Source organism: Pseudoflavonifractor sp. (assembly GCF_050943825.1).
Taxonomy (GTDB): domain Bacteria; phylum Bacillota; class Clostridia; order Oscillospirales; family Oscillospiraceae; genus Pseudoflavonifractor.
Genome location: NZ_JBMNPX010000005.1, coordinates 158126 through 178082 on the forward strand (window position 1 = coordinate 158126; position 19957 = coordinate 178082).

Here is a 19957-nt window from a genome sequence, read left to right on the forward strand (position 1 = left end):
CGGGTTTTGAACGCGCAGGTGTGCGTTCAAAACCCGTTTTATTATGCAAGTCCGCAGTATTTCCGCCAGCGGCCGCTGCGCCACCGGAAGGTACACAGGATGCCCCGGAGAATCAGGTCCACGGCCATGGCGATCCACACCGCCTCCAGGCCCATGCCGAACCGGAACACCAGCAGGGGCGCCAGAGCGATACGCACGCCCCACATGCACACCAGGCTGACCACCATGGGGAAACGGACGTCCTGTCCGCCCCGGAGCGCGCCGGTGAACACGATAGAGGCGGCAAAGAAGGGCTCGGCCACCGACACGATGCGCAGCACCATGGCGGCCTGGGCCACCACGGCCTGGTCGGTGTTGAACAGCCCGGCCAGCGGCTCAGCCAGCAGGAAGAGGAGCACGCCGGTGCCCACGCACAGACCGAAGCCCAGCAGGCCGGACAGGGTGCCGTAGGCCTCGGCGTCCTCCCGGCTGCCCTCTCCCACCGACTGGCCCACCAGAGCGGTGGCGGCGTAGGAGATGCCGTAGGCAGGTAAGTAGCACAGTCCCTCGGCGGTGGTGGCGATCTGGTTGGCCGCCAGGGCCACGGTGCCCAGGTGTGCCACCAGGGCGGTCATGGCGATCTGGCCCAGGTTCACGGTGGCCCGCTCGGCGGCGGAGGGCAGACCCAGCATGGCCGCCCGGCGGAGAACGGGTCCGTCAGGCCGCAGGCCCTCCCGCAGCTTCACCTGGTACCGGTCCCCCTGCCGCAGGGCCACCCACACCATGGCCACGCCCGAGAAGGTGAGGGCGATGGCGGAGGCGATGGCCGCGCCTGCTGCTCCCAGCCCGGCCCCCGGGATGGTAACCGCCCAGCCAAGAATGTTTGCCGGGCGGGTTGGGTAGATGAGGAAGAAGTTGAGCACAATGTTGAGCAGGTTGGCCGCTGTGTTGAGGATGAGGGGCGCCTTGCTGTTGCCCATGCACCGCAGCACAGCGGAGAACACGATACCCGCCGAGGCGAAGGGCAGGGCGGCGGTGTAGCACCGCAGGTAGGCCACAGCGGCGGAGTACACGTCGGGCTTGGCTCCCAGCCACAGAGGGATGAACCCGGCCAGCAGCTGGTACACCGCCAGGGCGATGAGTCCGCAGGCGAAGGCACCCAGCACGCTCTGCCGCAGCACCTTCCGCACCTGGCCGTCCTCCCGTGCGCCCACCGCGTGGGAGATCTGCACCGAGAAGCCCACGCCCACACCGGCCAGAATGCCGTTGATGAGCCAGATGGACGCCGCGTTCACCGACACCGCCGCCGTGCCCCCCGCGCCCAGAGCGCCCACCATGGCGGTGTCCACGTAGCTGACCATGGTGGCCAGAATCTGTTCCATAATCGCGGGCCAGGACAGCCGCCACATGGTGCCCATGCGGTGGCTCCCGGCCCGTTGCTTCCATTTCAATGATATCTTCCTTTCCTTCGGGGCGGACACGCCTATACGCCGGTCAGGTCAAAATCGGGGATAAAGCCCTCGGTGGCCGAGAGCAGCTCCTGGGTGAAGCCGTCCAGGTTCAGGGCGGAAAAGTACGCTTCCGCCGCCCGAATCTCCGAGTTTCTGGCCCGGCGGTTGATCTCCGGGTACTCCGACGCCCGTCCGCAGGGCACATACTGGCTCATGAGGGAGAAGAGGACAGTGTGGGGCGGGAACTGCTCCGCCACAAAGTCCATCACCGCCTTGGCCTCCTTCACCCGGCCGGGGAGAATCAGGTGTCGGATGAGCACCCCCTTCTTCAGCAGCCCCTCCCCGTCCAGCTCATAGGGGCCTGTCTGGCGCACCATCTCCTTGATGGCCGCCGCCGCCTTCTCCGGGTAGTCGGGGGCGCCGGAGTACCGCTCCGCAGCGGCGGAATCCAGGTACTTCAGGTCGGGCATGTAGATCTGTACCTTGCCCTCCAGAGCACGGAGGGTGTTCACCTCGTCGTAGCCCCCCGAGTTCCACACCACCGGCACTGGCAGAGGCTCCGCCAGCGCCTTTGCGATGGCGTGGGAGAAGTGGGTGGGGTTGACCAGGTTGATGTTGTGGGCCCCCTGGGCGATGAGCTCGAAGAAGATCTCCCTCAGCCGCTCCACCGTGATGGGTTTGCCGAAGTTGCCGTGGCTAATCTCATCGTTCTGGCAGAACACACATTTGAGAGAGCAGCCGGAGAAAAAGACCGTGCCGGAGCCACGGGTACCCGAGATAGGGGGCTCCTCCCACATGTGGAGGGCGGCACGGGCCAGCACCGGCGGTTCCGGCATGGCGCACACGCCGTTACCAACAGTCTCCGTCCGCTCAGCGCCGCACTTGCGTGGACAGATGCTGCACTTCATGGCGCTCACTCCGCCACACCGGGCAGGGTCTTGCGCCAGTCGGGTCCCAGGTTGCCCTCCTTCCAGTGCTTGCGGCACAGGCCGATATACTGGTCGTTGGCACCCAGCACCACCTGCTCACCCTCCTTGAGGACGTGGCCCTGGGCATCGAAGCGGGCGTTGCAGGTGGCCTTCTTGCCGCACCAGCAGATGGTCTTGATCTCCTCGATGATGTCGGCGCAGGAGAGCAGCTCCTGGGAGCCGGGGAACAGGTCCCCCCGGAAGTCGGAGCGCAGGCCGTAGCAGATCACAGGCAGATTCAGGTCGTCCACCAGGTAGGTCAGGTACTGTACCTCCTCCTTGCTGAGGAACTGGGCTTCGTCCACGATGACGCAGGCGTAGGGCTTCAGTTCCTCGGGGGACATGGCCCGCAAATCGGAAAAGTAGATGCAGGGGTTGCTCAGCCCAGCCCGGGAGGCCACAAAACGGGCACCGTCCCGCTGGTCAATGGCGGGCTTCACCAGCAGGGCCTCCTGGCCCCGCTCCTCGTAATTGTAGCGCACCATCAGGGCGTTAGCCGTCTTGCTGGAGCCCATGACCCCGTATCGGAAATAGAGCTTTGCCATCCGTCTCTCCTCTTTCTCTCTCAATTGAACCCATATTACATGAGCTTTTTCACCGTATTCAGGTTTTTGTCCCCGTAGGGGGCGTACCGCATGGGCAGGTCCAGGGCGCCCCGGCGCACCACTGTGCGGTAGTGGGTGAAGGTGTCGAAGCCGGTCCTGCCGTGGCAGGCACCCATGCCGCTGTTGCCCACGCCGCCGAAGGGCACGTGGGGATTGGCCAGGTGGATCACCGTGTCGTTGACGCACACGCCGCCCGAGGGCAGGGCGGAGACGATGCGCTTCTCCAGCGCCCTGTCCCCCGTAAAGATATAGAGCGCCAGGGGGCGGGCCTTCTTCTGCTGCCGGGCGATGAGGTCGTCCAGGCTGTCGTAGGTAAGCACGGGCAGCACTGGGCCAAAGATCTCCTCCTGCATCACTGCGTCGCTTTCCGCCACGTCCACCAGCACCGTGGGCTCAATGCGCCGGGCAGCCGGGTCAGTGCGGCCGCCCACGGCGGTCTTTCCGCTCCCCATCAGACCGGCAACCCGGTTGAAGTGTTTTTCGTTGATGATTTTGGGCAGGTCGGGTCCGGTCAGAGGGTCAGCGCCGTAGAGCTGATGGATCTGTCCGGCCAGCTCCTTCACAAAGGTGTCCCGCAGGTTTTGGGGAATATACACGTGGTCGGGAGCCACGCAGGTCTGGCCCGCGTTGAGGAACTTGCCCCAGGCGATGCGCCGGGCGGCCAGGGGGATGTTGGCGTCGGGGGCGATGATCACCGGGGACTTGCCGCCCAGCTCCAGGGTGACGGGGGTCAGGTGCTGTGCCGCCGCGGCCATCACCGTCTTGCCCACGGCAGGGGAACCGGTAAAGAAGATATAGTCAAAGTCCTGCTCCAGCAGGGCGGCGTTCTCTGCCCTGCCGCCCTGGACCACGGACACATATTCAGGCGGGAAAATGTCCCCCAGCAGCTCCGCCACCACCCGGGCCACATTGGGCGCGTAGGCCGACGGCTTCACCACGGCGCAGTTGCCCGCTGCCAGGGCGGAGACAAGGGGCACCAGGGTGAGCTGCACCGGGTAGTTCCAGGGGGACATGATGAGGACGATGCCGTAGGGCTGGGGCACCACTCGGCTGCTGGCCGGGAACAGGGGCATGGCCGAGGGCCGCCGTTTGACTGCTGCCCACTTCTTCAAGTGTTTGCGAGCAAAGCGCAGCTCCCCCAGGGTCATGCCGATCTCGCTGAGCCAGGACTCATAGGCCGCCTTGCCCAGGTCGGCCTTCAGGGCGGCGCACAATGCCTCCTCCCGCTCCTCCAGGGCCTGTTCCAGCTTTTTCAGCTGAGTCAGCCGCCACTCCACGCTGCGGGTGGCTCCGGTATTCCAAAATGCCCGCTGCCGGGACACCATGGCCTCAAATTCCATCCATTACCTCCTGTGTATTGTCCGCTCCGGCCAGTCCCTCCTCCACCAGGGGCGTGAAGGACTGGAAGGCGTTGGGCACAGCGTAAATCTGCCGCAGGGCGGGGCCGTCGGCCCACACCCAGCCCTCGGGCAGCTCCTCCGTCTCCGCCTGTACCAGCCGGGCGGTCATGTGCCATTCAATGTGGGTGAAGATGTGCTTCCCCGCGCCGCCCCACCGCTGAGACGCCGGGACGATGCCCCACGATTCCAGTATGCCCGTTTTTTCCGCCGGTTCGTTGGGATATTCCCACAGCCCGGCCAGCAGGCCCTTCTCCGGCCTGCGGCGGAGGGCCACCCGGCCCTCATGGAAGATGAGGTACACCGTCCGCTCCTCCACCCGGCGGGCCTTCTTGGGGGCCTTGACGGGGAGGGAATTGATTTTGTCCTGAGCCAGGGCGGCGCAGAAGCCCGCCGCCGGGCACCTGTCGCACAGGGGCGCGCCGTTGGGCAGGCACACGGTTGCCCCCAGCTCCATCATGGCCTGGTTGAAGGCGCCCGGCATGGCGGTGGGGATGATCTCCTGCAGCGCCTGTCCCATCCGCTTCTTGGTGGCGGGGAGGGTAATGTCCCCCTCGTCCCCGGCAATACGGGCCACCACCCGGAGCACGTTGCCGTCCACCGCCGGGACCGGGATGCCGAAGGCGATGGAGGAGATAGCCCCTGCCGTGTACTCCCCCACTCCGGCCAGAGTGAGCAGCTCCTCATAGCTGGCGGGCAGGGCCCCGCCGTACCGCTCCATCACCTGCCCGGCCGCCTTTTTCAGGTTGCGGGCACGACTGTAATACCCCAGCCCCTGCCAGAGCTTCATCAGGGTATCGTCCTCCGCTGCCGCCAGGGCTGCCACGTCGGGCAGGGCCGCCATGAAGCGGCTGTAGTAGCTCATCACAGCGGCCACCCGGGTCTGCTGGAGCATAATCTCGCTGACCCAGACGTGATAGGGGGTGGGATCGCTCCGCCAGGGCAGCACCCGGGCGTTCTCGTGGTACCAGGCCAGCAGGGGGATGGGCAGTTGTTCCAGTTCTCTCAAGGGTGACCTCCGCAGATATATTTTCTCTCAGAAAATGGGCGGACAAACCGCGTTGCGGCTTGTCCAGCAGACATTATATAATGAAGAAAAACTTTTTTCAACAGGCCAATCAAACCCATGCCCAAGTCCGTCTAATGGGTGAAAAGGAGCTCCAATTCAACTGAGAGGAGGGATCCCCTCTGGACGCCAACGAGTACGCCCACAAGGCACATGAATACCGCACCGCCCTGTACCGCACGGCGCTGCTCTACCTCCACAGTCCGTCCATGGCCCTGGACGCGGTGGACGAGGCTGTGTACAAGGGTCTGACCGCCTGCCGCAAGCTGCGCCAGCCCCAGTTCTTCCACACCTGGCTGACCCGGATTCTCATCAACGTCTGCAACGACGAGCTGCGCCGCCGCGCCCGGGAGACCGGTATGGACGAGCTGCCTGAGACGGCGGCCGAGGCCTTCGACAACCTGCCCCTGAAGGAGGCCATTGCCCGGCTGCCCAGGGACCTGCGGGCGGTGGTCATTCTGCGGTACTTCACCGGTCTGACCCTGGCCGAGACCGCCCAGGCTCTGGACATTCCCCAGGGCACGGTGGTCACCCGGCAGCGCCGGGCACTGGCCCTTTTGAAACTGGAATTAAGCGACACCGAGGAGGTGTGACCATGAACCGAAATGAGGAATACAACGCCCTGCTCCGGGAGCTGGAGCAGGTTCCCCCTGCGCTGGACGGCACGGTGGACCGGGCCAGAGCCAGGCTCCGCCGCAGGCGTGCCGGCCGCTGGTGCGGCATTCCGGCTGCCAGTCTGGCAGGCGTGGCCGCGGCCTTTGTGCTGCTGGTCAACTACTCCATGCCCTTTGCCCAGGCCTGTTCCACTGTCCCTGTGCTGCGGGAGCTGATGGCTGCCGTGGCCTTCTCCCCCAGCCTGAAGCTGGCGGTGGAACACAATTACGCCCAGTATATCGGCGAGGAACAAATACAAAACGGCGTCAAGCTGCGCCTGGAATACCTGATTCTGGACCAGGGCCAGCTCCGCTTCTTCCTGAAGGTGGACGGCCCCCATGGCCACTACATGGCCTCCGCCGACCTGGCTGACGGGGATGGCGTCCCTCTGGAGGGCTGTGCCATCTCCTCCTCCGCCTTTGACCCCGGCGAACTGACCGGGGCGGTGTCCGTCCACGTCTCGGACGATACCTTCCGCTTCCCCGAGGTGCTGCGACTCACCCTCCATCTGGAGGGCGAGGACGGCGGCGCCGTGGATGTTCCCAGACCCGCGCTGGGCGATGGAGAGGAGACCACTCCCGCCTATGAGGGGGATTTCTTCTTCGAGATTCCTCTGGACGCCTCCCACCTCAACGACGTGGTGTCCATCCCCATGGGGGACTGGGTGGAGGTGGACGGCCAGCTGCTCCGCTTCGCCCTGGACAGTTACCCCACTTACGGCCGCCTGACCGTGGAGGAGCACCCCGATAATACCGCCTCTTTGGCCGGTCTGGACTTCTATCTGGAAGATGAGACAGGCAACAAGTACGAGGACAATCCCTCCGGCTCGTTAAGCGCTCTGGGCAACGCCCACATGTGCGACACCACCTTCTTTGCAGATCCCGCCCACCTGACGCTCCACATCACCCGTCTGGAGTGGCTGGATCCGGACAGGGCGTGGGTGACGGTGGATCTGGAGCAGGGCGTGGCCCTGGATCCCCTGCCCGACGGCGTGGAGCTGGCGGTGAACCGGACAGAGGACTCCGTCACCGAGCTGGCCTTCCTGGCCCCGGAGCCGCCGGAGAGCGACGAGTATCACATGGTGAGCTATCAGGTGTGCGGCGGCAGCTACCGCGCCCCCGGCGGCGAGACCTGCTATTTCAACACCCACAGCTCCCTGCATGTAGGTGAGCTGTGGTACGGCACGGACGCCGCGTTCACCGTGCCCGAGGGGTACTTCGTGGAGCTCTATCCGCTGGTGGGGTACGATGCGCCCACCGTGGAGCTCTCCCTCCACTTCACCCAGCGCAAGGACCTGGACACTCCCATCTCCGTAACCCTAAAATAGAACGCAAAAAATCCCGCCGGGCGTGGAGTTTTCCACACCCGGCGGGATTTTTGTGGACAAAATTTACTTGTGCAGCTTTTCCAGCAGCTCCACTGCCTCACGGACCATGCGGTCGCAGTGGGGCTTGCGGGCCTCTCCCCGCTTGGCGGCCTCGGCGAGAAGCTGGGCGCAGTCCAGACAGCCGTTCTTCTCCTTGAAGGCGTCGGTCAGCTCCTTGGCGGCGGCAGAGTCCTTGCCGGTCATGCCCAGCACCATCAGCGCGCCGGTAACGGCGCCGCAGGTGGCGCCCCGGCGCATGCCGGAGCCAAAGTTGCTGCCCAGGGCGTTGGCCGCCTCGGGGCTCAGGCCGCACTCCTGTGCAAAGGGGATGAGCACCGACTGGCAGCAGTTGTAGTGTACCGTAGTGTCTGCCCGAAGGGCGTTTACATGTTCCTGTTTCGTCATTGGTTTTTCCTCGTTTTCTCTCTGGTTTACTCCGCATCCAGCACCATCTGGTTGTACTGCAGGAAACGAAAGCCCAGCCGCTCATAGAGCCGTGCGGCATTTGCGTTGGCCGGGGTGACCTCCAGCCGGAAGCGGCGGCATTCGGGGTGGGCCGCCATCACCTGGTTGAACACCTGACTGCCGTAGCCCTTGCCCCGGCAGCTGTCCTTGAGGTACAGCTCATCGAAAATGAGCACCTTTCCGCCCACCTCAGAGGCGTAGTTCCAGGACAGGTAGCAGTATCCCACCGGCTCGCCGTCCTCCAGCAGCAGCAGGCCCTCAATCAGGGGCTGCGCCGGGTCTGCCGCGTCCCGGAAGGCCTGCTCCAGGGTGGAAAAGTCCACCTCATGCTCCACGGCCGGGCTGTGGTAGAAGTCTGTCACCATGCCCATGACCGCGTCCCGGTCTCCGGACACCATGGGTCTCATTGTAAGCATCTTATTCTTCCTTTCCATTATATATATTAATTGAAAATATCCGGGTTGTCGCTGAACATCCGCTTCACCCGCTCCAGCAGGGGGCGGTGCTTCCGCTTCTCCAGCCCCGGGTCGGCCTCCAACAGGTCACGGGCGGCCTGCTGGGCCTCCTTGAGCAGCCGCACATCTCCCGCCAGGTCCGCAATGTGGAGCTGGGGCAGGCCGTGCTGCCGGGAGCCGAAGAAGTCGCCGGGACCCCGGAGCTTCAGGTCTTCCTCGGCAATTTTAAAGCCGTCGGTGGTGGAGGCCAGCACCTTCAGCCGTGCCCGGCTGTCCTGGCTGTGGGTGGCGGTCATGAGCACGCAGTAGGACTTGTGCTTGCCGCGGCCCACCCGGCCCCGGAGCTGGTGGAGCTGGCTCAGACCGAAGCGCTCCGCATTCTCCACAATCATCAGCGCCGCGTTGGGTACGTCCACGCCCACCTCAATGACGGTGGTAGACACCAGCACGTCAATGTCACCGGCGGAAAAGGCGGACATGACCGCGTCCTTGTCCCTGGGCTTCATCTTGCCGTGGACAAAGGCCACCCGCAAGTCGGGAAACACCTGGGTTTTCAGGGTCTCGGCATAGGTGGTCACCGCCTTCAGGTCAGCCAAACCGCCGAAAGCGCCCTCTCCGTCCGGGTTTTCCTCCACAGCGGGGCAGACGATATAGGCCTGTCGGCCCTCAGCCACCAGCTTGCGCACAAAGCCGTACATCCTCTGCCGCTTGTCCTCCCCCACCACAAAGGTCTCCACCGGCGTGCGGCCGGGGGGCAGTTCGTCGATGACCGACACATCCAGGTCACCGTACACGATGAGGGCCAGGGTGCGGGGAATGGGGGTGGCGGACATGACCAGCACATGGGGACGCACTCCCCTGTCTGCCTTGGCCGCCAGGGCCGCACGCTGGGCCACGCCGAAGCGGTGCTGCTCGTCGGTGATGACCAGCCCCAGCTTTTGAAATTCCACGCCCTCGCTCAACAGGGCGTGGGTGCCCACCATCAGGTCCACCTCGCCCTCCGCCAGGGCCGCTTTTGCCTTCCGCTTTTCAGCGGCCTTCATGCTGCCGGTGAGCAGCCCCACCCGCATTCCGGCGGGGGACAGCAGGGCGGACAGGGAGCGGAAATGCTGCTCGGCCAGGATCTCGGTGGGGGCCATCATGGCGCTCTGCCAGCCGCTCTGCCAGGCCAGCCAGGCACAGGCGGCGGCCACCGCCGTCTTGCCTGAGCCCACGTCGCCCTGGACCAGCCGGTTCATGGGCCGGCCCGAGGCCATGTCCGCCGCCGCCTCGTCCACGGTACGGCGCTGGGCGCCGGTGAAGGAGAAGGGCAGCAGGGACAAAAACGGCGCCAAATCCCGCCTCTCCACCCCCGGACCGGCGCCCCGGTCCCGTCCCGTGCGCAGCAGGGACATACCGCAGGAGAGGAGGAAAAACTCCTCAAAAATCAGCCGCCGCCGTGCAATCTCCAGCGCCTCCCAGCTCTCGGGGAAGTGGATGTTCCGGCAGGAGAACTCCACCTGGGCCAGGCTGTGGGCCAGGCGCACCTCCTCGGGCAGCAGCTCGGGCACCTGCCCGGCGCACTCGTCCACGCACCGCCGGGCCAGCCCGGCCAGCAGGTTGTTGGAGATGCCCGCCGTCAGGGGGTAGACCGGCATGATGCAGCCGGTGAACCGGGCAGCGCCCTCCCGCTCGAACACCGGGTTGGTCATCTGCCGCCCCCTGCCCTGCCGCTCCACTTTACCATAGAAAATGTAGCTCTCCCCCAGGCGCAGGGCGTCCCGCACGTAGGCCTGGTTGAAAAAGGTGACGGTCATCACCGACTTGTCATCGGCTACCTTCACCTTCACCAGCTCCAGGCCCTTGCGGATATAGGACACCCGGGGCGTCTCCGCCACAAACGCCTCCACGCACACCGGCTGTTCCTCCGGTGCGCCGTCAATGGTGGAAATTTTGCTCCGATCCTCGTAGCTGCGGGGATAGTACCCCAGCAGCTGCTCCACAGTGCCCAGGCCCAGCTTGGCCAGCTTGGCAGCCCTGGCGTCACCAATCCCCGGCAGCTCTTTCAGGCCGCTCTCCAGTGTCAGTGCCACGGTACGCCCCCCTTTCGCAGTCTTTGTGGCCTAGTCTACCATAAAACCGGCGGGCAAACAAGCACTCCCTGTCGCCCGGTGTTAAGAACCAACTTAACCTTTTTTCCGCTCCTCTCCTTCCCCTTTCGCACCCACTTTTCCGCTTCCAGCCCTACTAAGTTCCTTCTTCTCTTTTTGTCATTTGTCCATTTCTATTTACAGTTTTTCTTAACTTATTTTGCAGAACCTTTTCCCTTTTCTTTCATTTTCCTCTTCTTTTTCTAATTCCTTTTGTATTTTTATCTCTTTTTTGCAGAGTCCAATAAAATTTATTGCAAAATCAGATTGCAGTCTGTATAATGTACTTTAACACATCAGTTTGACCGGAAGCAGGACGGCTCCCGTCCCCTCCGGACCGCATCCGCCGCAGCGGGAAGAAAGGATGAATCAAGTGACAGAGCGTGTATTCAACAAGGTACTGGTAGCCAACCGAGGCGAAATCGCCATCCGGGTGTTCCGCGCCTGCTACGACCTGGGGCTCCACACCGTGGCCATGTACTCCCACGAGGACATCAACAGCCTGTTCCGCACCCGGGCCGACGAGGCCTACCTCATCGGCCACAACAAGTCCCCCCTTGGGGCCTATCTGGACATTCCCGCCATCATCGACCTGGCCAAGCGGCGGAAGGTGGATGCCATCCATCCGGGCTACGGCTTCCTGTCCGAGAACCCGGACTTCGCCCGTGCCTGTGAGGCGGAGGGCATCAAGTTCATCGGTCCTTCCTCCGAGGTATTGGCCCGCATGGGCGACAAGCTGGCCGCCAAGGCCACAGCCATCGCCTGCGGCGTGCCCACCATTCCCGGCTCCGACCGCCCCCTGAAGGACGCGGACGAGGCCCTGGAGAAGGCCATTTCCTACGGCTTCCCCATCATCCTCAAGGCGGCTGCCGGCGGCGGCGGCCGCGGCATGCGCCGGTGCGACACGCCGGAGGAGGTTGCCCCCGCCTTTGAGCTGGTGCGCAACGAGGCCCGGAAGGCCTTCGGCAGCGAGGACATCTTTATTGAGAAATATCTGGTGGAGCCCAAGCACATCGAGGTGCAGATTCTGGGCGACCAGTATGGCAACGTGATGCACCTGGGTGAGCGCGACTGCTCCCTCCAGCGCCGTTACCAGAAGGTGGTGGAGTACGCCCCCGCCTGGAGCGTGCCCCAGGAGATCCGGGACAAGCTCCACGCCGACGCGGTGAAGGTGGCCAAGCACGTGGGCTACGTCAACGCGGGCACCGTGGAGTTCCTGGTGGACAAGGACGGCAACCACTACTTCATTGAGATGAACCCCCGGATTCAGGTGGAGCACACCGTCACCGAGATGGTCACCGGCGTGGACCTGGTGCGGGCTCAGATCCTCATCTCCGAGGGCTGCCCCCTGTCCGACCCCCGCATCGGCCTGACCAAGCAGGAGGATGTGCACATCAGCGGCTACGCCATCCAGTGCCGTGTCACCACCGAGGACCCGGCCAACAATTTCGCCCCTGACACCGGCAAGATCACCGCCTACCGCTCCAGCGGCGGCTTCGGCGTCCGTCTGGACGGCGGCAACGCCTACACCGGCGCGGTCATCTCCCCCTATTACGACTCCCTGCTAGTCAAGGTCACCGCCTGGGACAACACCTTTGTGGGCACCTGCCACAAGGCGGTGCGCGCCGTCAGCGAGGAGCACGTCCGGGGCGTGAAGACCAACATTCCCTTTGTCACCAACATCCTCACCCACCCTGCCTTCCAGGCGGGCAAGTGCCACACCAAGTTCATCGACGAGACCCCCGAGCTCTTTGACATCAACACCGGCCGTGACCGTGCCACCAAGGTGCTCAAGTACATCGCCCAGATTCAGGTGGACAATCCCTCCGCCGAGCGCAAGCAGTACGACATCCCCCGGTTCCCGCCCGTCACCGGCAACCGGCCCGAGGGCCTCAAGCAGCTGCTGGACCGGGAGGGCCCCGAGGCGGTGAAGAAGTGGGTGCTGGAACAGAAGAAGCTGCTCATCACCGACACCACCATGCGGGACGCCCACCAGTCTCTGCTGTCCACCCGGGTGCGCACCCGTGACCTGCGTCTGGCCGCCGACGGCACCAGCGAAATCCTGGCCGACTGCTTCTCCCTGGAGATGTGGGGCGGCGCCACCTTCGACGTGGCCTACCGGTTCCTCCACGAGTCCCCCTGGGAGCGGCTGGATTCCCTGCGGAAGAAGATCCCCAACATCCCCTTCCAGATGCTCCTCCGGGGCGCCAACGCGGTGGGCTACACCAACTACCCCGACAACCTGATCCGGGAGTTCGTGAAGGAGGCCGCCCGCAGCGGCATCGACGTGTTCCGTATCTTTGACTCCCTCAACTGGGTGCCCGGCATGGAGGTTGCCATGGAGGAGGTGCTCAAGGAGAACAAGCTCTGCGAGGCCTCCATCTGCTACACCGGCGACATTCTGGACCCTAAGCGGGACAAATACACCCTGCAGTACTATGTGAATCTGGCCAAGGAGCTGGAGCGCCGGGGCGCCCACCTGCTGGCCATCAAGGACATGTCCGGCCTGCTCAAGCCCTACGCGGCCAAGAAGCTGGTGTCCATCCTGAAGCAGGAGGTGGGCCTGCCCATCCACCTCCACACCCACGACACCACCGCCAACCAGGTGGCCGCCTACCTCATGGCCGCCGAGGCTGGCGTGGACATCGTGGACTGCGCCATCGCCTCCATGTCCAGCCTGACCAGCCAGCCCTCCATGAACGCGGTGGTAGCCGCCCTCCAGGGCACGGAGCGGGACACCGGCCTGGACCTGCAGCGGCTGCAGAAGCTGGACGACTACTGGGCCGACGTGCGGCTGCGGTACGACAGCTTTGACCACGGCCTGAAGAACCCCACCACCGACATCTACCGCTACGAGATCCCCGGCGGCCAGTACACCAACCTGTATCCCCAGGTCATCTCCCTGGGCCTTGGCCACCGGTTCGAAGAGGTCAAGGAGATGTACAAGACCGTCAACGACATGCTGGGCGACATCGTGAAGGTGACCCCCTCCTCCAAGATGGTGGGCGACCTGGCCATCTTCATGGTGCAGAACAACCTGACGCCGGAGAACATTGTGGAGCGGGGCGAGGCTCTCACCTTCCCCGACAGCGTGGTGAGCTACTTCAAGGGCATGATGGGTCAGCCTGCCTGGGGCTTCCCCGAGGACCTGCAGCGGGTGGTGCTCAAGGGCGAGGAGCCCATCACCTGCCGGCCCGGCGAGCTGCTGCCCCCCGTGGACTTCGACGCCGTGCGGGAGGAGATGCGCCCCTTCATGGGCGGCGACGAGATCAACATGCGGGCCATGCTGTCCTACTGCCTCTACCCCAAGGTGTATGAGGAGTACCGGCAGCACCGCAACGAGTACGGCTACATCGCCCGCATGGGCAGCCATGTGTTCTTCAACGGCATGGCCCTGGGCGAGACCAACCAGATCAACATCGAGGACGGCAAGACCCTGGTCATCAAGTACCTGGGTCTGGGCGATCTGAATGAGGACGGCACCCGTACCGTCCAATTTGAGCTCAACGGCCAGCGCCGCGAGGTGGCGGTGCCCGATCGGACCGCCGAGGTCAAGGGTGTCCAGGTCACCCTGGCCGACCCTGAGGACAAGAGCCAGGTGGGCGCGTCCATCCCCGGCATGGTGTCCAAGGTGAGCGTCCAGCCCGGCGACAGGGTGGAGGCCAACCAGGTGCTGGGTATCATCGAGGCCATGAAGATGGAGACCAGCGTGGTGGCCCGTCTGGCGGGCACCGTGGAGGCCATCCATGTCCAGGAGGGCGACAACGTCAAAGCCGGTCAGCTGCTCTTCACCGTCAAGCCCGACTGATTCCTGTTTCAGGGGCAAAAAAGGCGCGCGCCCCCAGTGGGGGGCGCGCCGGATGATTTTTAATTCAGCAGACAGCGGCAGCCCTCCTTGTCCTTCTCTTTCCGGTCCTTTTTGTCCTCTTCCTTCTCGTCAGGCAGCACCACCACTTTGATCTCCATGACCCGGCGGTGGTCCACCTTGGTGACGGTCACGTCCAGGCCGTCAGCCTGGAACCGGTCCCCTTCCTCGGGGATACGGCCCACCTGCTCCATGACCCAGCCGGACACCGTGTTGGCGTCACAGCTGCCCTTGATGGAGAAGATGTCATACAGGTCGGTCAGGTCGGCAGAGCAGGAGATGAGGTAGCTGCCGTCGGCCTGCTTCTGGAACTGCTCGATGACCTCATCGTGCTCGTCCCAGATCTCGCCCACCAGCTCCTCCACAATGTCCTCCATGGTGACCAGGCCCTCAGTGCCGCCGTACTCGTCCACCACAATGACCATATGGGCCTTCTCACGCTGGAGAATGCGGAGCATCTCGGAGATCTTGGTGTTTCCGGTGGTGTAGAGCACAGTGCCCATAAAGGAGGACAGGTCGCTGATGCCGTGGTAGCGGGCGGCGTGGAAGTCCTTCTCGTGGATGACGCCCACGATGTCGTCAATGTCCTCATGGTACACGGGCAGACGGGAGAAGCCGCTCTCGGCGAATACCTTGGCCACCTCGTCCATGTCGGCGGTGTCCTCCACCGCCACAATGTCCACCCGGGGGGTGAGAATCTCCTCCACCTCCATGTCGCCGAACTCAATGGCGGAACGGATCAGCTCACTCTCGTGCTGGTCCAGGCCGCCCTCGTCCTCGGCCTGGTCCACCATGGTGATGAGCTCCTCCTCGGTGATGCCCTCGTCCTCCTTCTTGTGGAAGATGAGGGTGAGCAGCTTCTTCCACTGGGTGAAGAGGAAGTTGAGGGGCCGCAGCACGGTGAGGAAGAACTTCAGCAGAGGCGCGGAGAACATGGCGAAGGCCTCAGGGGACTCCTTGGCCAGGCTCTTGGGGGAGATCTCACCAAAGATCAGGATGACCACGGTGAGCACCACTGTGGACACCGTGGGGCCGTAGGCTCCCAGCAGCTTGGTGAAGAGCACGGTGCCGATGGTGGTGGCGGTGATATTGACAATGTTGTTGCCTATCAGGATAGTGGAGAGCAGGCGGTCAAAGTCCTCCTCCAGCTCCAGGGCCAGAGCGGCCCGGCGGTTGCCTGCGTCGGCCCGGCTCTTCAGCCGCACCCGGTTGAGAGAGGAGAAGGCGGTCTCCGTGGCCGAAAAGTAGGACGACATGGCCACCAGGAAGATGAGAACGACTATCATGATAATACTGGCACTGTCCATAATGGAACTGATCACTCCTAAAATATGAATATACTGCAGGTGGGTTGCTCCGGTATTTCCCCGTTTTTGCGCGCAAAAGGACAGCCCTATCCCCGGGGGATAACGCTGTCCTCAACCATTGACGCTATGTAATTGGGTAAGGGAGGTTCGTCCACGAGGGCTCACCGGTTCCTTTCCTGCTTATTGGTACAGATAATATCACAGCATGGTATAAAATGCAAGAGGCGTGTTTTTCCCTCCCTGTCCGGAAAATTTTTTCCTCGTATTAAAATGGTTTGCGCTTCCCGGCAAATTAAGATATACTAACTATGTATGACCTGTTTGTACCGACGCTGCGCCGGATGTGTTCTGTCCCGCAGCTCCCTTATCCCAAGGCGCGCCATGGGCGCATGGAGGTTGCTATGGACCGGCTGAAATTTTTTGTTCCCACTCTCTTTGGGCTGGAGGGGTTGGCCGCCGACGAGCTGCGCCGGCTGAAGCTCTCCGACGTGCGGGCCGAAAACGGCCACGTGCTCTGTACCGGCCAGCTCCGGGATATTCCCCGCCTTAATCTGAATCTGCGCACCGGAGAGCGGGTGCTGCTGGTGCTGGGCTCCTTTCGCGCCCCCGACTTTGACGCCCTGTTTGAGGGCGTGCGGGCCATCCCCTGGGAGGACTATCTCCCCCGTACCGCCGCCTTCCCCGTGAAGGGCCACAGCCTCAACTCCGCCCTCCATTCCGTCCCCGCCTGCCAGTCCATTGTGAAAAAGGCAGTGGCCGCCCGGCTGGGCAAGGCCTACGGGCTGGAGACCCTGCCGGAGACGGGTACCCTGTTCCAAATCCAGTTCTCCATTATGAAGGATACCGCCACCATCCTGCTGGACACCACCGGCGCCGGCCTCCACAAGCGTGGCTACCGGGCGGTGGGCGTGGTGGCCCCGCTCCGGGAGACTCTGGCCGCCGCCATGGTGATGCTGTCCCAGTACCGGGGGAAGGACCCCTTCTGCGATCCCTTCTGCGGATCGGGCACCATTGCCATTGAGGCCGCCCTCATTGCCAAAAACCGGGCCCCCGGTCTGGACCGGTCCTTCTCCGCCCAGAAGTGGCCCTGGCTGCCTGCCCAGAACTGGATGGCCGCCGCCGGCGAGGCTATGGACGGGGAATTTGATGGCCAGTACGACATCTGGGGCGGAGATATTGACCCCAAGGCCGTGGAGATCGCCCGCTCCAATGCGGAGAAGGCCGGGGTAGAGGATCTGGTCCGCTTCGACGTGGCGGACGCCACCCGTTTCCACCGCAGCGAGCCCTATGGCCGGGTGGTCACCAATCCCCCCTATGGCGAGCGCATTATGGAGAAGAAGGAGGCCGAGGGCCTGTACACCGCCTTCGGACAGGCAGTCCGGGGCCTGCCCTCCGGGTGGCGGGTGTCCGTCCTGTCCTCCCACACCGAGTTTGAACGCACCTTCGGCCGCACTGCCGACAAGAAGCGCAAGCTCTATAACGGCATGATCAAGTGCGACCTGTTCCAGTACAATAAGCGGTAAGCCGCCCTCCTCTGCCGGGAGGCCGGCTGTCATGAAAAGGAGTTTGAAATGAAAGGAACCTTCCGCAAGCTGTCCCTCCTGCTCTCCCTGACCCTTATCTTCTCCCTGATTGCCCCCGCTGCCCTGGCGTGGGAGGTCAAGGGCAGCTACACCGAGGGAATGGCCACCGTCAGCGACGGCAGCGCCTGGGGCTATGTCAATGCCTCCGGCATCGTAGCCATCCCCGTCCGGTTTGAGGAGGCCTCCGACTTCTCCCTGGGCGTGGCCCTGGTGAAGGAGGACGGCAAGTACGGCCTGCTCCGGCAGGACGGTCTGTTTCTGCTGGAGCCCCTGTACGACAGTCTCACCCTGGTGGACTGCGGGGTGTATATTGCCCAGCGGGAGGGCGCCTGGGAGCTGCTGAGCGTGGTGCCTGTCTCCGGTGAGGACGGCGCCTCCCACCAGCTGTATACCGGCGCCAGCTCCATCACCGTGGAGCAGGGCACAAACGGCAAGGAGATTGTAATCCGCTGGGCCGACCGGGACAGCGTCCACATCCCGCTCTCCACCCTGCCCCAGACCCTCTACGGCCTGAAGGTCCCCTTTGCCGCCTTCTCTCTCCGCTCCAGCCGCACCGCCTCCTTCTCCGACGTGTCCGGCAAGGACTGGTTTGACCTGTGGGTGGACCTGGCTTACAATCTGCGCCTGATGGAGGGCCCCGGAGACGGTACCTTCCAGCCCTACAACACCCTCACTGTGGGCGAGGCGCTGAAGATGGCCGCCGTGCTGGACAGCACCTACTCCGGCAGGCGCTTTACCAGCGGCGGCGACCCCTGGTACACCAATGCGGTGAACTACTGCCTGACCAACGGCATTATCACCAGCTCCACCTTCAAGAGCTATACCCGCCCCATCACCCGTGCGGAGTTGGCTCTGGTGCTGGCCGCCACCGCACCTGTCCGAAATGCGGATGACATCAACGACTCCAGCCGTGTGGCTTCCTCTATCCCCGACGTGTCCAGCGGCGACTTCGCCGCCAGTTCCATCTACGCGATGTACTCCAAGGGCATTGTCAGCGGCAGCGATAAGCAGCTTACCTACCGCCCCGACGCGGTCATCACCCGCAGTGAGGTGGCCGCCATGGTGGCCCGCATCGCCCGGCCGGAGCAGCGTATTATTCTCTGGCCCTCCAGTGACTCCTCCACCTATTACCACGCCGCCGGAACCCAGTTCTCCGCCGCCTCCACTTCCTGAATGAGGAGCTGAGCGTGCATGAAGCACCTGTTCATTATCAACCCTGCTGCCGGAAAACACGGCAGCACCGACGCCCTCACCGCCCAGATTCGGGAGATTTTCGGCGGCCGCGGGCTGGACTATGAGATTGCCTTTACCAGCGGCGCGGGCACGGGGGAAAACCTGGCCCGGGCCGCTGCCCAGAGCGGAGCGCCGGTGCGTATCTACGCCTGCGGCGGAGACGGCACCCTTAATGAGGTGGTTAACGGCGCCGCAGGGTACGACAACGCCGCCGTCACCAACGTGCCCAAGGGCACAGGCAACGATTTTCTGAAGATTTTTGGGAAGAACTACCGCGCCCGTTTCTCCGACCTGGCTGCCCTGGCGGACGGTCCCCAGGCCGCCCTGGACCTGATGGACTGCAACGGCAAGCTGGGGCTGGGGGTCATCTGCGCCGGCGTGGACGCCCGAGTGGCCGCCGACGTACATAAATACAAGGCCCTGCCCCTGGTGTCCGGCGTGGGGGCCTATATCCTCTCTCTGGTGGTCAACGTGTTCAAGGGCCTGACCCGCCCCACCCAAATCCAGGTGGACGGCGAGACCCTGGACGGCCCCAGCACCATCATCTGTATCTGCAATGGCCGGTACTACGGCGGCGGTTTTATGCCCGTGGGTGAGGCTCAGCCGGACGACGGTATCCTGGACATGCTGGTGGTGCCCAAGGTGAGCCGCTTCACCTTCTTCCGCCTGGTGAGCAAATACGCCAAGGGCCTCTACCGGCAGCTCCCCCAGGTCATCCGGGACTTCCACTGCCAGGAGATCTCCTTCACCTCCCCGGAGGAGCTGGTGGCCGTTGTAGACGGCGAGGTGATGCGCTCCCGCAGCTTTACCGTCCGTCTGTCCGGGAAGAAAATCAACTTTTTTTATCCCCCCGACCTGTTTTGGCGTAAAAGTTTACAGACTGCTAACAATTCCAGCGGCTCTTTTTCCACTGTTTCATGAAATCGCGAGAAAATCGGAGCTTCCAGCACTTAGAATGAGCTATTTTAAAATTCACCGGATTTTACCTGGATTTCAGGCAAAAATCCGGTGAATTTTTACTTGCACATTTTGCGCTCCAAAGCTATTATTATAAGTGCGTTAGCACTCCGGCAAAATGAGTGCTAAGACACAGGAACGTTTACAAAATACATTCTTCATATACGCAAGGAGGAACCAGCTATGAATCTCAAACCCCTGGCCGATCGCGTGATCATCAAGATGGTGGAGGCCGAGGAGACCACCAAGAGCGGCATCATCCTCACCGGCTCCGCCAAGGAGAAGCCCGAAGTGGCCGAAGTTATCGCCGTGGGCCCCGGCGGCATGGTGGACGGCAAGGAAGTCGTCATGACCGTGAAGGTGGGCGACAAGGTCATCACCAGCAAGTACTCCGGCACCCAGGTCAAGGTTGAGGGCGAGGAGTACACCATCGTCCGTCAGGGCGACATTCTGGCCATCGTGGAGTAATTTCCCTCT

At 63.5% G+C, this 19957-nt stretch carries 16 protein-coding genes; 7 read left to right on the forward strand and 9 right to left on the reverse strand.

From position 1 onward, the window contains the following. Positions 1-41: 41 nt before the first annotated feature. The 5 genes from ACOX7T_RS07140 to mutY are packed head-to-tail and all read right to left on the reverse strand — an operon-like array spanning position 42 to position 5409. Positions 42-1430: an MATE family efflux transporter gene (locus tag ACOX7T_RS07140; protein WP_433441272.1), complete on the reverse strand. Its 1389-nt coding sequence runs from the start codon at positions 1428-1430 to the stop codon at positions 42-44. A 32-nt stretch (positions 1431-1462) separates the two neighbouring features. Further along, positions 1463-2338, reverse strand: coding sequence for a 4Fe-4S cluster-binding domain-containing protein (locus ACOX7T_RS07145; RefSeq protein WP_433441274.1), 876 nt, complete (start codon positions 2336-2338; stop codon positions 1463-1465). A gap of 5 nt (positions 2339-2343) precedes the next feature. Next, a complete protein-coding gene (locus ACOX7T_RS07150; protein WP_433441276.1) occupies positions 2344-2943 on the reverse strand; it encodes a thymidine kinase in 600 nt (199 codons plus the stop codon). Positions 2944-2978: 35 nt separating this feature from the next. After that, entirely contained in the window at positions 2979-4343 is a 1365-nt protein-coding gene (locus ACOX7T_RS07155) for an aldehyde dehydrogenase (RefSeq protein WP_433441278.1), read from the reverse strand. Then, complete coding sequence (gene mutY, locus ACOX7T_RS07160) at positions 4333-5409, reverse strand: A/G-specific adenine glycosylase (RefSeq protein ID WP_433441280.1); 1077 nt, start codon at positions 5407-5409, stop codon at positions 4333-4335. The genes ACOX7T_RS07155 and mutY overlap by 11 nt, the downstream gene beginning before the upstream one ends. Positions 5410-5588: 179 nt before the next feature. On the opposite strand from mutY, the gene ACOX7T_RS07165 reads away from it, so the two are divergent. Both ACOX7T_RS07165 and ACOX7T_RS07170 read left to right on the forward strand, forming a co-directional pair. Then, positions 5589-6059 carry a sigma-70 family RNA polymerase sigma factor gene (locus ACOX7T_RS07165; RefSeq protein WP_433441333.1) on the forward strand — a complete coding sequence of 157 codons (471 nt, stop codon included), beginning with the start codon at positions 5589-5591 and terminating at the stop codon, positions 6057-6059. A gap of 2 nt (positions 6060-6061) precedes the next feature. Then, positions 6062-7447 carry a DUF4179 domain-containing protein gene (locus ACOX7T_RS07170; protein ID WP_433441283.1) on the forward strand — a complete coding sequence of 462 codons (1386 nt, stop codon included), beginning with the start codon at positions 6062-6064 and terminating at the stop codon, positions 7445-7447. A gap of 63 nt (positions 7448-7510) precedes the next feature. On the opposite strand, the gene ACOX7T_RS07175 is transcribed toward ACOX7T_RS07170, so the two are convergent. The 3 genes from ACOX7T_RS07175 to recG are packed head-to-tail and all read right to left on the reverse strand — an operon-like array spanning position 7511 to position 10478. Beyond that, the gene (locus tag ACOX7T_RS07175; RefSeq protein ID WP_433441285.1) at positions 7511-7891 is read right to left on the reverse strand and encodes a C-GCAxxG-C-C family protein; all 381 of its coding nucleotides are present in this window, start codon (positions 7889-7891) and stop codon (positions 7511-7513) included. Positions 7892-7917: 26 nt separating this feature from the next. After that, positions 7918-8367, reverse strand: a complete 450-nt coding sequence (locus ACOX7T_RS07180; protein WP_294552963.1) for a GNAT family N-acetyltransferase — start codon at positions 8365-8367, stop codon at positions 7918-7920. 26 nt (positions 8368-8393) lie between these two features. Then, positions 8394-10478 (reverse strand): ATP-dependent DNA helicase RecG, encoded by a 2085-nt coding sequence (recG, locus tag ACOX7T_RS07185; protein ID WP_433441287.1) that lies wholly within the window; start codon positions 10476-10478, stop codon positions 8394-8396. 421 nt (positions 10479-10899) lie between these two features. Between recG and ACOX7T_RS07190 the strand changes: the two genes are divergently transcribed. After that, complete coding sequence (locus ACOX7T_RS07190; RefSeq protein ID WP_433441290.1) at positions 10900-14343, forward strand: pyruvate carboxylase; 3444 nt, start codon at positions 10900-10902, stop codon at positions 14341-14343. Positions 14344-14402: 59 nt separating this feature from the next. Here the strand turns inward: ACOX7T_RS07190 and ACOX7T_RS07195 are convergent, their stop codons facing one another. Continuing rightward, a complete protein-coding gene (locus tag ACOX7T_RS07195; RefSeq protein ID WP_433441292.1) occupies positions 14403-15707 on the reverse strand; it encodes an HlyC/CorC family transporter in 1305 nt (434 codons plus the stop codon). Between the two features lie 401 nt (positions 15708-16108). Between ACOX7T_RS07195 and ACOX7T_RS07200 the strand changes: the two genes are divergently transcribed. The 4 genes from ACOX7T_RS07200 to ACOX7T_RS07215 all read left to right on the forward strand — a co-directional run bounded on the left by ACOX7T_RS07200 (position 16109) and on the right by ACOX7T_RS07215 (position 19948). Then, positions 16109-17230: a THUMP domain-containing class I SAM-dependent RNA methyltransferase gene (locus tag ACOX7T_RS07200; protein WP_433441295.1), complete on the forward strand. Its 1122-nt coding sequence runs from the start codon at positions 16109-16111 to the stop codon at positions 17228-17230. A gap of 48 nt (positions 17231-17278) precedes the next feature. After that, positions 17279-18463 (forward strand): S-layer homology domain-containing protein, encoded by a 1185-nt coding sequence (locus ACOX7T_RS07205; RefSeq protein WP_433441297.1) that lies wholly within the window; start codon positions 17279-17281, stop codon positions 18461-18463. An 18-nt stretch (positions 18464-18481) separates the two neighbouring features. Further along, entirely contained in the window at positions 18482-19444 is a 963-nt protein-coding gene (locus tag ACOX7T_RS07210; protein WP_433441299.1) for a diacylglycerol/lipid kinase family protein, read from the forward strand. Positions 19445-19663: 219 nt separating this feature from the next. Continuing rightward, complete coding sequence (locus tag ACOX7T_RS07215) at positions 19664-19948, forward strand: co-chaperone GroES (protein WP_294536859.1); 285 nt, start codon at positions 19664-19666, stop codon at positions 19946-19948. Positions 19949-19957: the final 9 nt, after the last annotated feature.

What these genes read in the sequence shown, in the direction of transcription:
- ACOX7T_RS07145 (WP_433441274.1), bottom strand. Translation starts at nt 2,338, where the DNA reads ATGAAGTGCAGCATCTGTCCACGCAAGTGCGGCGCTGAGCGGACGGAG.
- ACOX7T_RS07150 (WP_433441276.1), bottom strand. Translation starts at nt 2,943, where the DNA reads ATGGCAAAGCTCTATTTCCGATACGGGGTCATGGGCTCCAGCAAGACG.
- ACOX7T_RS07155 (WP_433441278.1), bottom strand. Translation starts at nt 4,343, where the DNA reads ATGGAATTTGAGGCCATGGTGTCCCGGCAGCGGGCATTTTGGAATACC.
- ACOX7T_RS07170 (WP_433441283.1), top strand. Translation starts at nt 6,062, where the DNA reads ATGAACCGAAATGAGGAATACAACGCCCTGCTCCGGGAGCTGGAGCAG.
- ACOX7T_RS07175 (WP_433441285.1), bottom strand. Translation starts at nt 7,891, where the DNA reads ATGACGAAACAGGAACATGTAAACGCCCTTCGGGCAGACACTACGGTA.
- ACOX7T_RS07180 (WP_294552963.1), bottom strand. Translation starts at nt 8,367, where the DNA reads ATGCTTACAATGAGACCCATGGTGTCCGGAGACCGGGACGCGGTCATG.
- ACOX7T_RS07190 (WP_433441290.1), top strand. Translation starts at nt 10,900, where the DNA reads ATGAATCAAGTGACAGAGCGTGTATTCAACAAGGTACTGGTAGCCAAC.
- ACOX7T_RS07195 (WP_433441292.1), bottom strand. Translation starts at nt 15,707, where the DNA reads ATGGACAGTGCCAGTATTATCATGATAGTCGTTCTCATCTTCCTGGTG.
- ACOX7T_RS07200 (WP_433441295.1), top strand. Translation starts at nt 16,109, where the DNA reads ATGGACCGGCTGAAATTTTTTGTTCCCACTCTCTTTGGGCTGGAGGGG.
- ACOX7T_RS07205 (WP_433441297.1), top strand. Translation starts at nt 17,279, where the DNA reads ATGAAAGGAACCTTCCGCAAGCTGTCCCTCCTGCTCTCCCTGACCCTT.
- ACOX7T_RS07210 (WP_433441299.1), top strand. Translation starts at nt 18,482, where the DNA reads ATGAAGCACCTGTTCATTATCAACCCTGCTGCCGGAAAACACGGCAGC.
- ACOX7T_RS07215 (WP_294536859.1), top strand. Translation starts at nt 19,664, where the DNA reads ATGAATCTCAAACCCCTGGCCGATCGCGTGATCATCAAGATGGTGGAG.